The 16,374-nt window shown below is 68.0% G+C and carries 14 protein-coding genes; 9 read left to right on the plus strand and 5 right to left on the minus strand.

The window, feature by feature from the left end:
- Window positions 1-3 precede the first annotated feature (3 nt).
- Genes AAHM44_RS03665 through AAHM44_RS03680 form a run of 4 tightly spaced genes read left to right on the plus strand, consistent with a single transcriptional unit; the run spans window position 4 to window position 4,559 of the window.
- The gene (locus AAHM44_RS03665) at window positions 4-2,049 is read left to right on the plus strand and encodes an FUSC family protein (protein WP_342249059.1); all 2,046 of its coding nucleotides are present in this window, start codon (window positions 4-6) and stop codon (window positions 2,047-2,049) included.
- Entirely contained in the window at window positions 2,046-2,261 is a 216-nt protein-coding gene (locus AAHM44_RS03670; protein ID WP_184168786.1) for a DUF1656 domain-containing protein, read from the plus strand. Before AAHM44_RS03665 ends, AAHM44_RS03670 begins: the two co-directional genes overlap by 4 nt.
- The gene (locus tag AAHM44_RS03675) at window positions 2,258-3,163 is read left to right on the plus strand and encodes an efflux RND transporter periplasmic adaptor subunit (RefSeq protein WP_342249060.1); all 906 of its coding nucleotides are present in this window, start codon (window positions 2,258-2,260) and stop codon (window positions 3,161-3,163) included. The genes AAHM44_RS03670 and AAHM44_RS03675 overlap by 4 nt, the downstream gene beginning before the upstream one ends.
- On the plus strand, window positions 3,156-4,559 hold the full coding sequence (locus AAHM44_RS03680; protein WP_269576290.1) for an efflux transporter outer membrane subunit: 1,404 nt from the start codon (window positions 3,156-3,158) through the stop codon (window positions 4,557-4,559). The genes AAHM44_RS03675 and AAHM44_RS03680 overlap by 8 nt, the downstream gene beginning before the upstream one ends.
- Before the next feature lie 6 nt (window positions 4,560-4,565).
- Here the strand turns inward: AAHM44_RS03680 and AAHM44_RS03685 are convergent, their stop codons facing one another.
- Both AAHM44_RS03685 and AAHM44_RS03690 read right to left on the minus strand, forming a co-directional pair.
- Window positions 4,566-6,281, minus strand: a complete 1,716-nt coding sequence (locus tag AAHM44_RS03685; RefSeq protein ID WP_269576291.1) for a M61 family metallopeptidase — start codon at window positions 6,279-6,281, stop codon at window positions 4,566-4,568.
- 87 nt (window positions 6,282-6,368) lie between these two features.
- Window positions 6,369-6,875 carry an Lrp/AsnC family transcriptional regulator gene (locus AAHM44_RS03690; protein WP_183998666.1) on the minus strand — a complete coding sequence of 169 codons (507 nt, stop codon included), beginning with the start codon at window positions 6,873-6,875 and terminating at the stop codon, window positions 6,369-6,371.
- Between the two features lie 142 nt (window positions 6,876-7,017).
- Between AAHM44_RS03690 and AAHM44_RS03695 the strand changes: the two genes are divergently transcribed.
- On the plus strand, window positions 7,018-8,208 hold the full coding sequence (locus AAHM44_RS03695) for an aromatic amino acid transaminase (RefSeq protein ID WP_342249061.1): 1,191 nt from the start codon (window positions 7,018-7,020) through the stop codon (window positions 8,206-8,208).
- Window positions 8,205-9,128 carry a DMT family transporter gene (locus AAHM44_RS03700; protein ID WP_342249062.1) on the plus strand — a complete coding sequence of 308 codons (924 nt, stop codon included), beginning with the start codon at window positions 8,205-8,207 and terminating at the stop codon, window positions 9,126-9,128. Before AAHM44_RS03695 ends, AAHM44_RS03700 begins: the two co-directional genes overlap by 4 nt.
- Here AAHM44_RS03700 and AAHM44_RS03705 read toward each other — a convergent pair.
- Window positions 9,108-9,581 carry an Lrp/AsnC family transcriptional regulator gene (locus AAHM44_RS03705; RefSeq protein WP_342249063.1) on the minus strand — a complete coding sequence of 158 codons (474 nt, stop codon included), beginning with the start codon at window positions 9,579-9,581 and terminating at the stop codon, window positions 9,108-9,110. The genes AAHM44_RS03700 and AAHM44_RS03705 overlap by 21 nt on opposite strands.
- 128 nt (window positions 9,582-9,709) lie before the next feature.
- On the opposite strand from AAHM44_RS03705, the gene AAHM44_RS03710 reads away from it, so the two are divergent.
- From AAHM44_RS03710 to AAHM44_RS03720, 3 genes are read left to right on the plus strand one after another with little or no spacing between them, the layout of a single operon-like run.
- Entirely contained in the window at window positions 9,710-10,663 is a 954-nt protein-coding gene (locus AAHM44_RS03710; protein ID WP_269576294.1) for an ornithine cyclodeaminase family protein, read from the plus strand.
- Window positions 10,663-12,738 (plus strand): amidohydrolase family protein, encoded by a 2,076-nt coding sequence (locus AAHM44_RS03715; RefSeq protein ID WP_342249064.1) that lies wholly within the window; start codon window positions 10,663-10,665, stop codon window positions 12,736-12,738. The genes AAHM44_RS03710 and AAHM44_RS03715 overlap by 1 nt, the downstream gene beginning before the upstream one ends.
- Window positions 12,739-12,784: 46 nt before the next feature.
- Complete coding sequence (locus tag AAHM44_RS03720) at window positions 12,785-13,447, plus strand: hypothetical protein (protein ID WP_342249065.1); 663 nt, start codon at window positions 12,785-12,787, stop codon at window positions 13,445-13,447.
- Here the strand turns inward: AAHM44_RS03720 and AAHM44_RS03725 are convergent, their stop codons facing one another.
- Window positions 13,448-14,959: a S10 family serine carboxypeptidase-like protein gene (locus tag AAHM44_RS03725; protein ID WP_342249066.1), complete on the minus strand. Its 1,512-nt coding sequence runs from the start codon at window positions 14,957-14,959 to the stop codon at window positions 13,448-13,450.
- Window positions 14,960-14,970: 11 nt separating this feature from the next.
- On the minus strand, window positions 14,971-16,203 hold the full coding sequence (locus tag AAHM44_RS03730; RefSeq protein ID WP_342249067.1) for an aminotransferase class V-fold PLP-dependent enzyme: 1,233 nt from the start codon (window positions 16,201-16,203) through the stop codon (window positions 14,971-14,973).
- Window positions 16,204-16,374 lie beyond the last annotated feature (171 nt).

Below are 16,374 nucleotides of genomic sequence, written 5' to 3' on the forward strand. Positions count from 1 at the left end.
ACCATGGGGCAGAAGTTCGGGCTTCCGACCGCGCTGTTCGCGGTCAAATGCTACGTCGCGGCGATGCTCGCGCTGTACATATCGCTGAGCATCGGACTTGAGCGTCCTTACTGGGCCTTCCTGACATCGTTCATCGTCGCCCAGCCGCTCGCCGGCGCGGTTATCTCCAAGGCGCTGTTCCGGCTAATCGGCACCTTTGTCGGCGGCGTCGCGGCCGTCGCGATGGTCCCGCCCCTGGTCAACGCGCCGGAACTGCTCACGCTTGCGATCGCGAGCTGGCTGGCGATTTGCGTGTTCGTGTCGCTGCTCGACCGCACGCCGCGCGCCTATATGTTCGTGCTCGCCGGCTACAGCGCCTGCATCATCGCACTGCCGAGCGTGGACGCGCCCGGAGACATCTTCACCGTCGCGATCCTGCGCGTGCAGGAGATCGGCATCGGCATCCTGTGCAGCAGTCTGGTCCACGGCGTCGTGATGCCCGGATCGATCACCCGGCTGCTGCTGTCGCGCGTCGATGCGATCCTGGGCGATGCCGAGCGCTGGTCGCGCGATGCGATCGCCACCGAGCCGGTTCCCGAACTCGAAGCCGAGCGCCGCCGCCTAGCGCTCGACGTAACCGAGCTGCACCAGCTCTCGATCCATTTGCCCTTCGATCCCTCGCGCCTCGCCCCGCGCGTCCGCACCGTGCGCGCGCTGCAGGACCAGCTCTCGATGCTGCTCCCGCTCGGCGCCGCCGTGCAGGACCGGCTCGAGACGTTCCAGAGCGCGGGCGGCACCGTCTCGCCGGAAGTCACCACGCTGATCGACGATTGCCGCGTCTGGCTCGCCGCGCCTGAGGCCGATCCTGCCGAACGCCGTGCCAGCGCCGAGGCGCTGATCGCGCGCTGCTCGGCGTTGGAGCCGGCGGCAGGCCCCGAAACGAACTGGACCGAGATGCTGCGGCTGAGCCTGCTCGCCCGGCTCGGCGCGCTGGTCGCGGTGCATCGCGACTGCCGCGACCTGCGCGACCAGCTCATCACCCATCGCCGCCAGCCGGTGACGCCGCGTGTCGCCGAACTGCTCGGCGGACGTCGCAATCGCGAGCTGCACCGCGACTATGCCGGCGCAGCGCGCGGCGCGTTCGGGGCGTTCATCACGATCGTCCTGGGCTGCGCGCTGTGGATCGGCAGCGGCTGGGCGGACGGATCGACCGCGGTGATGCTCGCGGGCGTGTTCCTCGCGCTGTTCTCCGCCTTCGACAATGCGCTGGCGCCGCTCAAGGGCTTCATGATCGGCACGCTGATCGCGACCGTGCTTGGCGCGATCTACGGCTTCGCGATCCTGCCGATGCTCGACGGTTTCTGGATGCTCGCCCTGGCCCTCGCACCGGTGCTGCTGGTCGGCGGCGCACTGATGTCATCCCCGCGCTATGGCGGCATCGCGCTGCCGGCGATGATGGGCATGGGCAGCCCGGCGCTGCTCGCCGCGACCTACAGCAGCGACTTCGCCAGCTATGCCAATGGCTCGATCGCCCAGCTGGTCGGCACCTGGTTCGCAATCGTGATGACCGCGCTGATGCAGGCCGCCGGCGCGCATCACGCGATCCGACGGACGATCCGCGCCGGCTGGGCCGACATCGCCCAGCGTGCCAACCTGATGCGCGCGCCGGACGTGCGCGGCTGGATCAACCGGATGCTCGACCGGATCGGCCTGCTCGCCCCGCGCCTGGCCGCGATCGGCGAGGACAGCGGCCGCCCGCTCTACGACGCGTTGCGCGACCTGCGCACCGGCGTTGCAATCGGCGAGCTGCGCCAGCTGCGGCTGGACCTGCCGCCCGGGCAGGGCGATGCGCTGACCGAGGTGCTGTCGGGCGTGGCCGATTATTATCGCAGCCTCGATCCCGACATGCCGCTCCCATCCGATCCCGCGCTGCTCGACCGCATCGACGGCGCGATCGCGGCGACCGCGGATTATCCTCAGCCCGAATTCCGCCGCGAAGGCACGCTCGGACTGGTGAGCCTGCGCCGCAACCTTTTCCCTGAAGCAGCCAGTTATCGGAGGGCCGCATGATCGGCGAAGTCTCGCTGGACGGCGTCTATCTGCCGACGTTGTTCGTTCTCGCGCTCGGCGCATTGGCGCTGAGCTTCGTGCTCACCCGGCTGATCGGCGCCTTCGGCCTCTACCGCTTCGTCGCCTATCGCGCGGCGGTCGACCTCAGCCTGTTCGTGCTGAGCCTCGGCCTGCTCGCCTTCCTCGTCCCGTTCTTTGGATTGCGTCTATGAAACGTCTCGCCCTCCCGCTGGCGCGCAGCGCCGCCACCCTCGTCATCGTCCTTGCCGCGATCGCCGTGGCGGTGTGGATGTGGAACCATTATGAGCGCAGCCCCTGGACGCGCGACGGGCGGGTGCGCGCCGATGTGGTGCGGGTGACGCCCGATATCGGCGGCCTCGTCACCTCGGTGGCGGTGCACGACAACCAGCCGGTCAAGGCCGGCGACCTGCTCTTCGTGATCGACACGCCGCGCTATGCCCTGGCCCTGCAACAGGCCAATGCCCGGGTGGCGAGCGCTCGGGCGACTCTCGGCCAGGCACGCCGCACCGCGCAGCGCGACCTGGCACTGGGCGACCTGGTCGCGGCCGAAGCGCATGAGCAGAACCTCGCCGCCGTCGCCACCGCCGAGGCCGCGCTGGCCCAGGCGATCGGCGCGCGCGATGCCGCCGCGCTCGACCTCAAGCGTACCCGCGTCCACGCCTCGGTCAATGGCGTCGTCACCAATCTCGACCTGCATCCGGGCGACTATCTGGGCGCGGGCAAGCAGGCGATGGCGCTGATCGACCGCGACAGCTTGCGGATCGAGGGCTATTTTGAGGAGACCAAGCTGCCGCTCGTGTGCATCGGTGCGCCGGTCCATGTCCGGCTGATGGGCGAGAGCAGCGACCTGACCGGCCATGTCGACAGCATCGCCTATGGCATCAATGATTCCACCCGCAGCGACAGCGGCAACCTGCTGCCGACCGTCCAGCCGACCTTCTCCTGGGTCCGCCTCGCCCAGCGCATCCCGGTGCGCGTGCGGCTCGACAAGGTACCGGCCGACATGCGGCTGATCGCCGGGCGTACCGCCACAGTTACCGTCCAGCCGGCCGACCCCAACGCCAAGCAGCCGGTGGCCTGCCACCATGCGTAAGCCCTTCGCCATATCGCTGGTCGCGCTGGCACTGGCCGGCTGCGCCACCGCCGGGCCGGACTATCATCCGCCCGAGACTTCGGCCGCAACCGCGCCGGGTGCCACCGGTCCATTTCTCTCGGCCACCGGCCCGGGGATCGACGGCAGCACGTCGCTGCCCGATCACTGGTGGCGGCTCTACCAGGACCCGCGGCTCGATGGGCTGATCGAGCAGGCGCTGTCCGCCAATACCGACCTGCGCGTTGCCCAGGCCAATCTGGTGCGCGCCGAGGCGGTGCTGCGCGAAGCCGATGCCGGGCGCGACGTCACCACCGGGATCAGCGGCGGCACCACGCTCGCCCGCCCGTCGGGGACCGGCACCGACCTGCCGGGCAACGTCGCCTATAATTTCGGGATCAGCGCCTCCTACCCGATCGACCTCAACGGCCGGCTGCGCCGCGCGATCGAGGCGAGCCAGGCCGATGTCGAGGCGGTGACCGCCGCGCGTGACTATGTCCGCGTCAGCGTCGCCGCCGCCACCGCCCGCGCCTATGGCAAGGTCTGCGCCGCCAATTACCTGCTCGGGGTCAACCGCAAGGTTGTCGCCCTCCAGCGCGACACGCTGACCGCGACGAAGCGCCTGTTCCGCGGCGGGCGCGGTACCGCATTCGACGTCAGCCGCGCCCAGGTTGCGGTCGAGACCAGCGAAGCGGCGCTGCCCGCCTTCGAAGGCCAGCGCCAGTCCGCGCTCTATCTGCTCGCCACGCTGCTCGGGAAGCCGCCTGCGGACTATCCGCGCGAAGTCGCCGATTGCTCGGTGTTGCCGAGCCTGCGCAGCCCGCTGCCGACCGGCGACGGCGCCGCGCTGATCCGCCGCCGGCCCGATATCCGCCAGGCCGAGCGGAAGATCGCCGGCGACACCGCGCGGCTGGGCGTCGCCACCGCAGCGCTTTATCCGCAGATCAGCATCGGCGGGTCGCTCGGCCTGTCCGGTCCGCTCAAGGATATCGGCGGTGGCACGTCCTTCGGGTTCAGCCTGGGACCGCTGCTCAGCTGGTCCTTCCCCAACCGGCCGGTGGTAAAGGCACGGATCGCCCAAGCCGATGCGCAGGTGCGGGCCGATCTCGCCGGGTTCGACGGCAGCGTGCTCGAGGCGCTGCGCCAGACTGAGACCGCGCTAGAGACCTATCGCCGCGACGCGCAACGGGCCGATGCCCTTGCCCGGGCGAGCGGCAGCGCGGCGCAATCGGCGGCGCAGGCGGGCAAGCTGTTCCGCTTCGGCCGGGGCGACTTCCTGTCGCTGCTCGACGCGCAGCGCAGCTATGCCGGCGCCGAGGTGACCAGCGCAGCGGCCCGGGCGCAGCTGCTCGACGACCAGCTGGCGATCTTCCTCAGCCTCGGCGGGGGCTGGGAATAGCCTGCCTCACTTGCCGGCGACGCGCTCCCATTGCCAGGCGGCGACGGTTTCGCCGCGCGGCAGGTAGCGGATCGACAGCGTCTCGGCGCCGCGCTTCACTTCGAGCGTGAGCATCCGGGTCTGGTCGCCCTGCAGGCCGTCCTGCGAGAAGGTGTTGAGGATCTCGTCGCCATTGCGCAGGCCGGCCTTCTCGGCTTCCGAGCCCGCGATCAGACCCTTCACCAGCTTGGGGCGAACGGTCAGCGAGGCGGGATCAAAGCCGAGATCGAACCGGCGCAGCGGGCGCGAGACGCGGCGGAAGCCGGGGCCAAAGGCATCGGACGGCGGGGTGACCGTGCCGCCGGCGAGCATCGCGTCGAGATCGGCGACGCCCCTGGCGCCAAGCTGCTGCCTGAGCAGCGAACGCCACAGCGCCTCGTTCATCGGCTTGCCGGCCTGGCGCGCCGCCAGCATCGTCCGCACCATGTCATCGAGGCTGCGCTTGCCGGCCGAAGCCTTGCGCACCGCGGCGTCAAGCGCGGCGAAATAGAGCGAGCCGCGGTCATAGGGCAGCACGCGGATGCGGGTGTCCTTCCAGAAACCGCCCGGGATCTCAGAGTTCGGCACGTTGATCTTGATGTTGGTGTAATAGCGCGCGGCGGTCTCGTTGAGGTCGGCCAGGAATTCGTCGGCGGTTATCATCCCGGCGCGATAGGGCAGCATGCGCTGGTAATGCACGGCCAGCCCTTCGCCGAACCAGGACCGGTCGAGCCCACCCGCTGAGTCCATCGATTCATCTAGCGAGCGCACCCAGCTGTGCAGCATCTCGTGCGCGAGCAGCGACTTGAGGTCGTCGGGCTTCGACGTGTGGTTGAAGGTGAAGGCGAAGCTGTCGGTCAGGCCGATGCCGCTGCCCGGGTTGCGGACATTGGTGCGCCCGAACACGCCGAAGCTGGGCGGCATGTACCCGAAGAACTTGCCGTAGAAGCGATGAAGGTCGCCCGCCCAGTGCATCAGCGGGTCCATCGCGAAGGGCGGCGTGCCCTGCCAGGCGGCGAAGAAGCCGTCGCCACCGGCCTGGAACACGCCGGGCTTGCCCGCCATGTAATAGACCGAGGACAGGCGCGATGCGGGCAGCGGCTCGCTGCTGGTAACGTCGCCGACGCCGAAGCTGGATACACCGATGCCGCCCGGGCCATAAGCGGCGAAGTCCCAGTGGATCTTCGCGCGGCGGGCGGTCTCGTCGGCGGGGAGGATCACGAACGCATTGGCGGCGGCGGAGAAGCCGTCCAGCTCGGTGCGCATCTCATATTGCGGCAGCGCGAGCGGCGGCGCGGCGGCATCGATCGGCACGCGGTAGCGGATAGTCACGGCACCATCGATCGCGCGGGGCGCCTGCCAGATACGGGTGCGGTTCGAGCCGTCCTCCTCGACATCCTTGACCGTGGCGGCGATCGTGCCGGCGGCGTCGGTGATCGCCAGGCCCTGCACGTCCTTGCCGCTGGTGACCACGGTGTTGGCTACCAGCGCAAGCTTGAACAGGTCTTCCCCGGCCTTGCGGTGCACGCCCTGTGTAACCACCGTCACATCGACATAGGGGATGTTGTGCGCGGCGTCGGGCGCGGAGGGCGCGATGGTGATCGCCAGTTCGGGCACGGGCTCGGCGCCCCCCCCGCTGCTCGCCGAAACCGGCACCAGTGCAATGGCCATTGCCAGGACAGTGTTTCGGGCAATCTTGGTCATGAATTCTCCTCCGCTGCCCCGATCCTATCGGCTGGAGCCGCGAAAATTTCTGCGATCTCCCGCCGCAGAGCCGCCCCCGCACATGATTTATGCGTGGTCGGGGCCCTGCCCGACCGATTGCCGCGCGAACCGGACCGGCAGCGCCGTGCTGCTCTTGAGGTTTTCCAGCACGATGCTGGAGCGCGCCGTCGCCACTTCGGGAGCGACCAGCAGCTCGCTGACCAGGAAGCTGTTGAAGCTCGCCAGGTCTCGCGTGGCCACCTTGAGAATGATGTCCGCCTCCCCGGTCAGCGCCTGGCATTCGAGCACTTCATCCATGGCGGTAATGCGCTGGTGGAAGGTCTCCAGCCACCCGGGCTCGTGCGAACGCAGGCTCAGCAGCACATAGGCGCTCACGCCGATCCCCAGCTTTTCCGCATCCAGCACGCCCGCCACCCGCGCCAGATAACCGGCTTCGCGCAGCTGATGCATCCGGCGCGAGCATTGCGAGGCGGAGAGGTGCACACGCTCGCTCATCTCTACCGGACCAATATCGCCCTGTACCTGCCATTGCTCGAGGATACGGAGATCGAAGCTGTCGAGTTCGCGCGCCATTCCGCGATCCTGCATCAAATTTGCGCGAACTGCCACATTCATACATCGATGATGCAATATCCACGAAAAGGCCGGCCATTTCGCACGCACTTTGGCGTGCCGCCCCCGTATTTTGCAGCGCAATAAACAAAGGGGTCTCACCATGTCGTTCGATACGCTTGCGCTCCAGCCCGCCGATCCGCTGCTGAAGATCATCGGCGCCTTTCGCCGCGATACCCGCACCGAAAAGATCGACCTGGGCGTCGGGGTATTCCGCGATGAGGACGGCAACACGCCGGTGATGCGCGCGGTGAAGCTGGCCGAGGAGAAGCTGCTGCGCGAGCAGCAGAGCAAGTCCTATCTGGGCCCCGAAGGCGATATCGGCTTCGTCGAGCGGCTGGCGGACAAGGTGCTGGGCAATGCCGTGCCCGTCGAGCGGCGCCATGGGCTGCAGACGCCGGGGGGCACGGGCGCGCTGCGCCTCGCCGCCGAACTGCTCGCCAAGGCCGGGGTGCGCCGCATCTGGGTCGCCGCGCCGAGCTGGGCGAACCACGCCCCGGTATTCCTCGCAGCCGGGATCGAGCCGCGCTTCATCGAGTGCTTCAGCATCGCCGCGCAGCATCTCGACCTCGCCTATTTCCTTGAGGAGCTGGATGGCGCGACACCCGGCGACGCGGTGCTGCTGCACGGCTGCTGCCACAACCCGATGGGGATCGATCCCGGCCCGCTCGGCTGGCAGGCAATCACAGAGGTGGTGGTGCGCCGCGGCCTGTTGCCGCTGGTTGACCTCGCCTATCAGGGATTGGGCGAGGGTTTCTGCGAAGACTCGCTCGGCACCCGCATATTGCTGGCAGCAGCACCGTTCGGCCTGCTCGCTTATTCCTGCGACAAGAATTTCGGCCTCTATCGCGAGCGCGTCGGCGCGCTGTGGGTGACCGCACCCGATGCAGAGCAGGGCGCGATCGCCCATTCCAACCTCCTCGCGCTCGCCCGCGCCAACTGGTCGATGCCGCCCGATCACGGCGCTGCCGTCGTCCGCGTGATCCTGGAGGATGCCGAACTCACCCGCATCTGGCGCGAGGAGCTGGATATGGTGCGCGAGCGGCTTGCCGGGCTGCGCCGGGCGCTGGCATCCGAAGGACGGATCGGCAAGGTCGACCTGACCCAAATCGCCCGTGGCAAGGGCATGTTCGCCACGCTGCCGCTCAGCCGCACCCAGATCGACTGGCTGCGCGACGAGCATGCGATCTACCTGGCGGGTTCCGGCCGGATCAACATCGCCGGCTTCACCCTGCCCACCATCGCCCGCTTTTGCGACGCGCTTCGCGCATTGGACCGCGCGGGCGTGTCATGACCGGAGCGAACCTGACCACGCGCGCCGGGAGGCGATCGTCCAACGCACGCTGGTCGCTGTGGAACAGCCCCTATCTCCTGCTCACGCTGGCGGCATCGCTCTGGGCAAGCAACTTCGTGCTCGGCCGGGCGATACCGCACGGCATGGCACCGGTGAGCATCTCCTTCTGGCGCTGGACACTGGCGGTGCCCTTCACCCTGCCCTTCGCCTTCCCCTATCTGGCGCGCGACTGGCCGCTGATCCGCCGGGGCTGGCGGGCGCTACTGCTTCTCGCCGGGCTCGGCCTCGCCGGCAGCAACACCCTCGCCTATTACGCGGTGCGGGTGACCGGGGCGACACCGGCGCTGCTGGTGCAATCGGCGATCCCGATCGCGATCATCGGCCTGGGCTTTCTGTTCTTCGGCGAGCGCCCTGCGGCACGCCAGCTGGGTGCCATGGCCTTCGCGCTGGCCGGAGTGCTCTGCGTCATCCTCGGCAAGCCGGGCACCTCGGGCAGCCTCAACATGGGTACCCTGCTCGCCTGCGCGGCGATGCTCTTCCAGTCGCTCTACGCCACGCTGCTGCGCAAGCGCCCGCGCGTGCATCCGGCGAGCTTCCTGTGCCTGACCTTTGCGGGCGCCGCGCTGCTGATGCTGCCCTTCCAGCTTGCGATGGGGACGCCGCTACCGCTCAAGGACGCGAGCGGGTTCGCCGCGCTGCTCTACCTCGCACTCGGGCCGTCGATCCTCGCCTTCTTCCTGTTCAACCGCGGGGTGGCGCTGGTCGGATCGGCGCGGGCAGGGCTGTTCTTCTATCTGATGCCGGTGTTCGGCACGATCTTCGCCGGTATCTTCCTGCACGAGAGCATCGGCGCGGTTGAACTCGCCGGCTTCCTGCTGGTCGGTGCCGGCTTCGCCCTGTCAGCGCGACGGCAGCGGTAGACGGTGGCTGCACTTCATCTCGGATAACGTCGCCACCGATCGGATATCCTCGACGCCGGGCAGGCGCAACAGCGTGCGGAAGGTGAAATTCTGGTACCAGGCCATGTTCGGCGCCAGCACCTTCAGCATCACGTCCATCTCACCGAACAGCGTATAGGCCTCGGTGATCTCGGGGATTTCCTCCACCGCGCGCATGAAGCGCTCGCGGCCCTCGTCGCTCAGCCGGCCCATCTTGAGCTGGGCGAAGATGTACATGCTCTCGCCGAACTTCTCGCGATCGAGGATCGCGACCTGCGCCTTGATATAGCCTTCCTCGCGCAGCCGCTGGATCCGGCGCCAGCAGGGCGATTGCGACAGCCCCACCCGCTCGGCGATCTCGCTGGAGGACTCGGAGGCGTCGATCTGCAGCCGCTCCAGGATCTTGATGTCCATCCGGTCGAGATTGTCCGCCATATTTATGCGCCTCCCCGGCGAAAATTGGATCATATTTTCGCGAACGCTAAATTACAGTGCGATGACAGGCAAGCGTTTGCGGGGTCGCCGACTTATCCTGCCTGCAAGGTTCGACGGGAGGACGAGGCATGAAGCGCGAGCAGCTGGCGATTTTCGACGGCCAGTATGTGCGCGATCACCTGAGCTATCCCGACTGCATCCGCGTCGTCCGCGACGCGATGGAGGCGCTGTCCGCGGGCACCACCCGCCAGCTCCTCCGCACGATGATCCCCCTGGGCTCGGGTCGCACCTTTGCCCAAATGCCCGGAGCGCTCGGCGAGCGCGAGATGTTCGGCGCAAAGATGATAAGCGTCTTCGCCGATCCCAGTTCGCCGGGCCTCCGCCGGCATCGCGGTGTCGTGCTGCTGTTCGAGCCGGACGAAGGCGAGCCGGTCGCGATCGCCGATGCCGAGGAGATCACCCATATCCGCACCGCGGCGGCCACCGCGGTCGCCACCGATGCACTCGCTCGCGCCGATGCCCGCACGCTGCTGATCGTCGGCACTGGCGGCCAGGCGCGCACCCATCTGCGCGCGCTGCCGCTGGTCCGCGCCTTCGACCGCGTGCATATTTGGGGTCGCTCGTTCGACAAGGCGGTGAGCCTCGCCGCCGAGTTCGCCGCGATCGGCGCCGAAGCGGTCTCCGACCTCGAAGCCGCCACCAGCCGGGCCGACGTGATCTGCACGCTCACCACCTCGGCCGAGCCGGTGATCCTCGGCGCCTGGCTGCGCCCCGGCACGCACGTCAACCTGGTCGGATCGAGCGGCCCGGGTCCGGTCGAGGCCGACAATGCGCTGGTCGCCATGAGCCGCTATATCGCTGACAGCCGCGCCTCCGCGCTGGACGCCGCCGCCGAGTTCCTGGTGGCGAAGCAGGCCGGCGTGGTGACGGACGACCATATCGTCGCGGAGATAGGCGAAGTCCTGCTCGGCCGCGTCCCCGGCCGCCGAAGCGCCGATGAGATCACCCTCTACAAGTCGTTGGGCCATGCCGTGCAGGACCTGGCCGTTGCCGCCCATCTCTACCGGAGCTCGCTCAGCTGATGTCGCCCACCCTTTTGCGTGCCGCTCTTCTCGCCTCCACCCTCTTCACCGTCACACCCGCGCTTGCCCAGCATGAGCGGCTGAGCGTGATCGCCAATGGCGAGAAGGTCGGCTTCGTCGATGCGGACCAGCAGGGCAGCAACGTCACGATCAAATATGACGTGAAGAACAATGGCCGCGGCCCGACCATGTCGGAGACGATCGCGCTGGGTACCGACGGCCTGCCGGTGCGCTGGGCACTGGACGGCAAATCGACCTTTGGCGGCGATGTCCATGAGAGCTTCACCCGCGAGGGCGGCACCGCGCGCTGGACTGACTCGATGGGCGAGCGCACCGCCCCCGTCACTGGCGCCGGCCTGTATATCGGGCAGAATGCCAGCCCCTGGGCGCTCGGCCTTTATGCCCGTGCCCTGCTCAAGCGCGCGGACGGCACGCTGCCGGCAATGCCCGGAGGGCAGCTGCGCATCGAGAAGCTGGGGCCGGCGAAGATCGGCACCGCGACCTATCAGGCCTATGCGATCAGCGGCATCGACCTCTCGCCCGAGATGATCCTGCTCGACGGCCAGCAACGGCTGTTCGCGGTGCTCGACACCGGCGGCTCGGTGGTGAGCGAAGGCCATGAAGCCGAAGTGCCGGCGCTCGCCAGGCTGGCGACCGAGCTGACCGCGAAGCGCTATGCCGCGCTCCAGCAGCGCTTCGCCCACAGGATCGACGCGCCGGTGCGCATCCGCAACGTCCGCGTCTTCGATCCCGTCTCGGGCAAGCTCGGCGATCCGGTCTCGGTGCTGTTCGCCGAGGGACGGATCACCGGCATCCAGCCGTTCGACGCCCCCGCCTCGCCCGGCGAGGCGACGATCGAGGGCAATGGCGGCACGTTGCTGCCCGGCCTGCACGACATGCATGCGCATATCGGGCTGGAATCGGCGATGCTCTATATCGCCGCCGGCGTCACCTCGGTGCGCGACATGGGCAATGACAATGTCTTCCTGCCCCAGCTGATCCGCCAGATCGATGCGGGCGAAGTCGCCGGGCCGCGGATCGTGCCCAATGGCTTCCTGGAGGGCCGCAGCCCCTATTCGGCGCGGCTGGGCGTGGTTGCCGACAGCGAGAGCGCGGCGATCGACGCCGTCCGCTGGTATGCCGCGCGCGGCTATTGGCAGGTAAAGATCTACAACAGCATGAACCCGGCCTGGGTGCCCGCCATCGCCAAAGAGGCGCACCGGCTCGGCATGGGCGTGACCGGGCACATCCCGGCCTTCACCAATGCCGATGCGATGATCGCTGCGGGCTATAACGAAGTCACCCATATCAACCAGCTGATGCTCGGCTGGGTGCTCGATCCCAAGGAGGATACCCGCACCCCGCTGCGCCTGACCGCGATGCGGCGCACGGCCGGGCTCGATCTCGCTTCGGCAAAGGTGAGCAAGACGGTGGACGCGATGGTCGCCGATCATGTCGCGCATGATCCGACCGCGGTGACGCTCGAGCTGCTGATGCTCAGCCGCAATGGCGCGCCCAGCCCCTCGGTCGCCAGCTATATCGATCACCTGCCGATCGGCCTGCAGCGCCGCCGCCGCCAGGCGATCGCGCCGATCGCCGGGCCGGAGGATGCCGCCGCCTATGACGGCGCGATGGTCAAGGTGAAGCAGCTGCTCAAGCTGCTCCACGATCGCGGCATCACGCTCCTGCCCGGAACCGACGACCAGACCGGGCTGTCGGTGCACCGCGAGCTGGAAATCTATGGCGAGGCGGGCATCCCGATCCCCGAGGTGCTGCGCCTCGGCACGCTGACGCCCGAAGTCTATATGGGCCGCGACCAGGAGCTGGGCTCGATCGCGCGTGGCAAGCGCGCCGACTTACTGCTGCTGCCCGGTGATCCTACGAAGGATCTGCGCGAGCTGCACCGCATCGCGATGGTGGTGAAGGGCGGGACGATCTATTTCCCCTCGGAAATCTATCCGGCCTTCGGGGTGAAGCCGTTCGTGGACGCGCCAAAGATCACCCGTCCGGCGGCGGCGCCCAAGGCAGCGGGCAGCGGCCCGTCGCATGACGTGGCGGACGAGTTCCTGTTCTGATCGAGCTGGCTTGACGCCCCGGGCGCGGGATGATCGAACCACCGGCGTGAGTACCGATTCCCCCGAACCCGAAGCGCCCGTGGATCAGAAGAGTGAGGAACGCGCGGCCGAGGCCGCCGCGATCCGTCGCCGCTGGATAACCTTGGGCGAAGTGCTGGCGGTGGTTGCCGTCATCATCTCCGCGCTGACCCTCTGGAACAACTGGAGCGAGCGCAGCGACAGCAAGGCTGCGGAGAGTGCGAGTGCCGAGCGTGCCTCCGCCCGCGCCGGCACGCTGGTGCTGGTCGCGGCCGATTCCGGCGAGCGGGTGCTGGTGCTCAAGCCGTCTTCGGCCGACCAGACCGTCCAGAGCCAGAAGATCGCCTTCCCCTCGCCGCTGGGCATCGCCGCGGTGGAGACCACCGGCGAGCCGCGGATCGACGTGAAATGGTTCGACGAGGCGCTGAAAAAGGCGCGCAATGCGGCCAAGCTGCCCGACAACAGTCGCGGCGACGAGCGCCTGCCGGTGCTGGTCACCACCCAGTTCCTGGTGAATGGCGAGCCGCATTCGGACAGCGCGCTCTACGATGTCGGCTACACGATCTCGGGCAAGCTGCTCGGCGGCCACAGCGTCACGCTGCGCGGCATCTCCTTCATCGCCACCGCGAAGGGCAAGAGCGCGGCGGCGAAACTGGACGAACGCTGGAAGGCGAACTTCCCCGCCCGGTGACTACGGCTTGGCGGCAACGACCTGCGCGACAAAGGCGTGCAGGTCCGCACTGAGCGCCGCCAGCCCTTCCTCGTCCTCGAACACCGAATGCCCGGCGGCATAGTGATGCGCCGCGACGCGGTCCATCGACACACCCGCCTGCTCGAGCGCGAACTGCCCAGCATAGACCGGCGTAGTGATGTCGTAATAGCCACCGCCGGTGAAACCGCGCAGGCTCGGCTTGGCGTCCATCGCCGCCTTCAGATATTGCGCGAAGGACATGGCGCGGTAGCTGCCGCCATATTCCTTGTCCCAGTTCCACTTGAAGTTGATGCCCAGATTGAGGCTGCGATAGGGGCTGGGCAGCGCATAGGCGAGCTCAGTCTTGAGATAGGTCTCGATCAGCTGCGCCGAGCTGGCGCCGAGCGTCATCGAGGGATCGTCGAAGGGGGGGCGGAGCTTGGATTCGGCGATCGCCCGGGTTGCTCGGCCGTCTAGCTGGCCGGTGCGGAGGCCCTTGGCGGCCAGCAGGTTCAGCATGAAGTCGTAATTGTCGAGCCGCAGGTTCTTCTCTTCGAGGAGCGAAACCGGCAGGCCGGTGAGGGCTGCCATTCGCTCGGAAACTTGCCGGCGGGCCTCAGGGGAGAGATTCGAACCCTTGAGGAGGGCCAGTGCATAATCGCCCTGCGCGAAGGCCAGAGCCTCCGCATAAAACTGCTCGACGCTGCGCCCGCCGCGATCGATCGCCTGGTGATACCAGGCCACCGCAGCCAGGGTCGGCAGCTTGACCACGTCCGAGATCACCGGCCCGTCGCTGTCGCCGATCGCCAGCGAGAGCAACGCGACACCATCAGGCAGCGCCTTCTTCGCCTTGCTGGTCTCGTTCAACACCGCAAGCGCCCGCGAGGTTCCATAGCTTTCACCGACCAGCACCACCGGCGAACCCGTGCGCCCGTTCGCCGCCAGCCAGCGCTCGATCATCAACGCCACCCCACGCGCATCGCCGCCGACGCCCCAATAGCCCGAAGCATCCTTGTCCTTGAGCGGCATGCTCGCGCCCGTCCCCACCGGATCGATGAACACCAGGTCGGCGGCGTCGAGCAGGCTGAAGCGATTGTCCTCGAGATGCGCCGCATCGCCCTTGCCCACGATCCGGCGCGGGCCGAGCGCCTGCATGTGCAGCGGCAAGGACGAGGCGCCCGGGCCGCCGTTGAACACGAACAGCACCGGCCGCTTCGTCGCATCGCCCTTCACCTCGGCGAGATAGCCATAGCTGACCGCCACCGCGACCGGCGTGCCGTCCGCCCCCGGCATCGGCAGCTCGGTGACGACGGCGCGATAGGCGAGCTTCTTGCCGCCGATCATCGCGACATGCTGCGTCGTCACCACCCGATCGCTGGCGGCATCGCGCGGGACCATCGGCTCCATCGCGCGCATGAAGGCCGGCGGCATCGGCGCATTGCCGTCCTGCGCATGAACGGCAACGGGGCTGACGGCAGCGAGCAGCAGGGCGACAGACAAAGCACGGCGCATCAGGGGGCCTTTCAGGAAATGCGGGGAAGCGCGGCGAGCAGCCGCTCGATATCGTCCAGGTCGTTGAAGACGGACGGGCAGACGCGGAAACGGTTGCGCGACAGAGTGATCTGCACCTTCGCCGCCTTCAGCGGATCGGAGAGCTTGGCGTAGGCGCCCTCGAGTGCGCAGGTGAGCAGCGGCGTGCGGCTGCCGGTCGGGGTGACGATCGTGTAGCCGCGATCGGCCAGCCCCTTGCGCAGCCGCGCCATCAGCGGCTGGCGATGCGCGGCGATGCGATCGACGCCGAGCTTGAGGATATAGTCGAGCGACCAGTCGAGCTGCGCGACCACGGTGTGCGAATGGGTGCCGCCGGCGAACAGCCCCTCCATGTCCGGACGGGGCGCGACATCGGCGATCGTCTCGCCCGGCGGATCGAAGGGATAGACGTGCGGCGCGAACTTCGCGAGCTGGTAATAGCCATAGCGGGTGCGCTTGAGCCGGTCGTGCAGGTCGGCGCGGGCATAGAGGAAGCCCAGCCCGAAATCGCCCATCAGCCATTTGTAGCTGGCGGTCGCGGCGAAATCGACATTGGTGGCGCGCACGTCGATTGGGATCGTGCCGGCGGCATGGATGATATCGGCATAGACCAGCGCGCCGCGGGCATGGGCGATCTCGCACACACGCTTCAGGTCATGCTCGAAGCCATTGTACGTCGACACCAGCGACAGTGCGACCAGCCGCGTGCCCGGGGTGATCGCCTTTTCCATTGCCTCGACCGAGATGCGATTGTCGATGGGCTTCACCCAGGCGACATCGACGCCCTGCTTCGCCAACTCCTGATAGAGGTAGAAGGAACCGAAGAAGTGCAGCGTGTCGGTGACGATCCGCCCGCCGGCGCGCGGGAAATCAAGCGCATCGATGACGAGCTGCTCGCCCGCCGTGGTGCTCTGGACGAAGGCGATCTCCTCGGGCGCGGCGTTGATCAGTTTGGCGAAGCTCGCCTTGACCCGGGTTTCGACCGCATCGGTGGGATAATGGCCATCGGTGGTGGCGCGCTGATCGAGATAGGCGCGCACCGCGTCGCGGGCGCCGAGCGGGATCGGGTGCATCGTCCCCGAATCCAGATAGGGCCCGGGCATCGGCGCAAAGCTCGCCTTGTCGGGCAGCGGCGTGGAGGCCCCTGCAGCGGACGCAGCCTGCACGACCAGCGGCGCGGCGCCCGCCCCTGCCAGGATTTCGCGCCGTGTGACGCCCGATCGCATGCCCCGCCTTCCCCTGTTCGAATTGCCGATCAGCTTAGCGCCGGTTGCGCGAATAGTTTTTGCCGATTTTCACGGGCTATCACAGCGAAGCCGATCCCGTGCCTCCCCGCAAACTCGCCATGTTGCGCATAAAAATTCCCCACGAGCCCGGATAGGATGGATCGAACCTCT

The organism is Sphingomonas sp. OTU376, from assembly GCF_038440415.1.
In the GTDB taxonomy this organism is placed as follows: Bacteria; Pseudomonadota; Alphaproteobacteria; order Sphingomonadales; family Sphingomonadaceae; genus Sphingomonas; species Sphingomonas kyeonggiensis_A.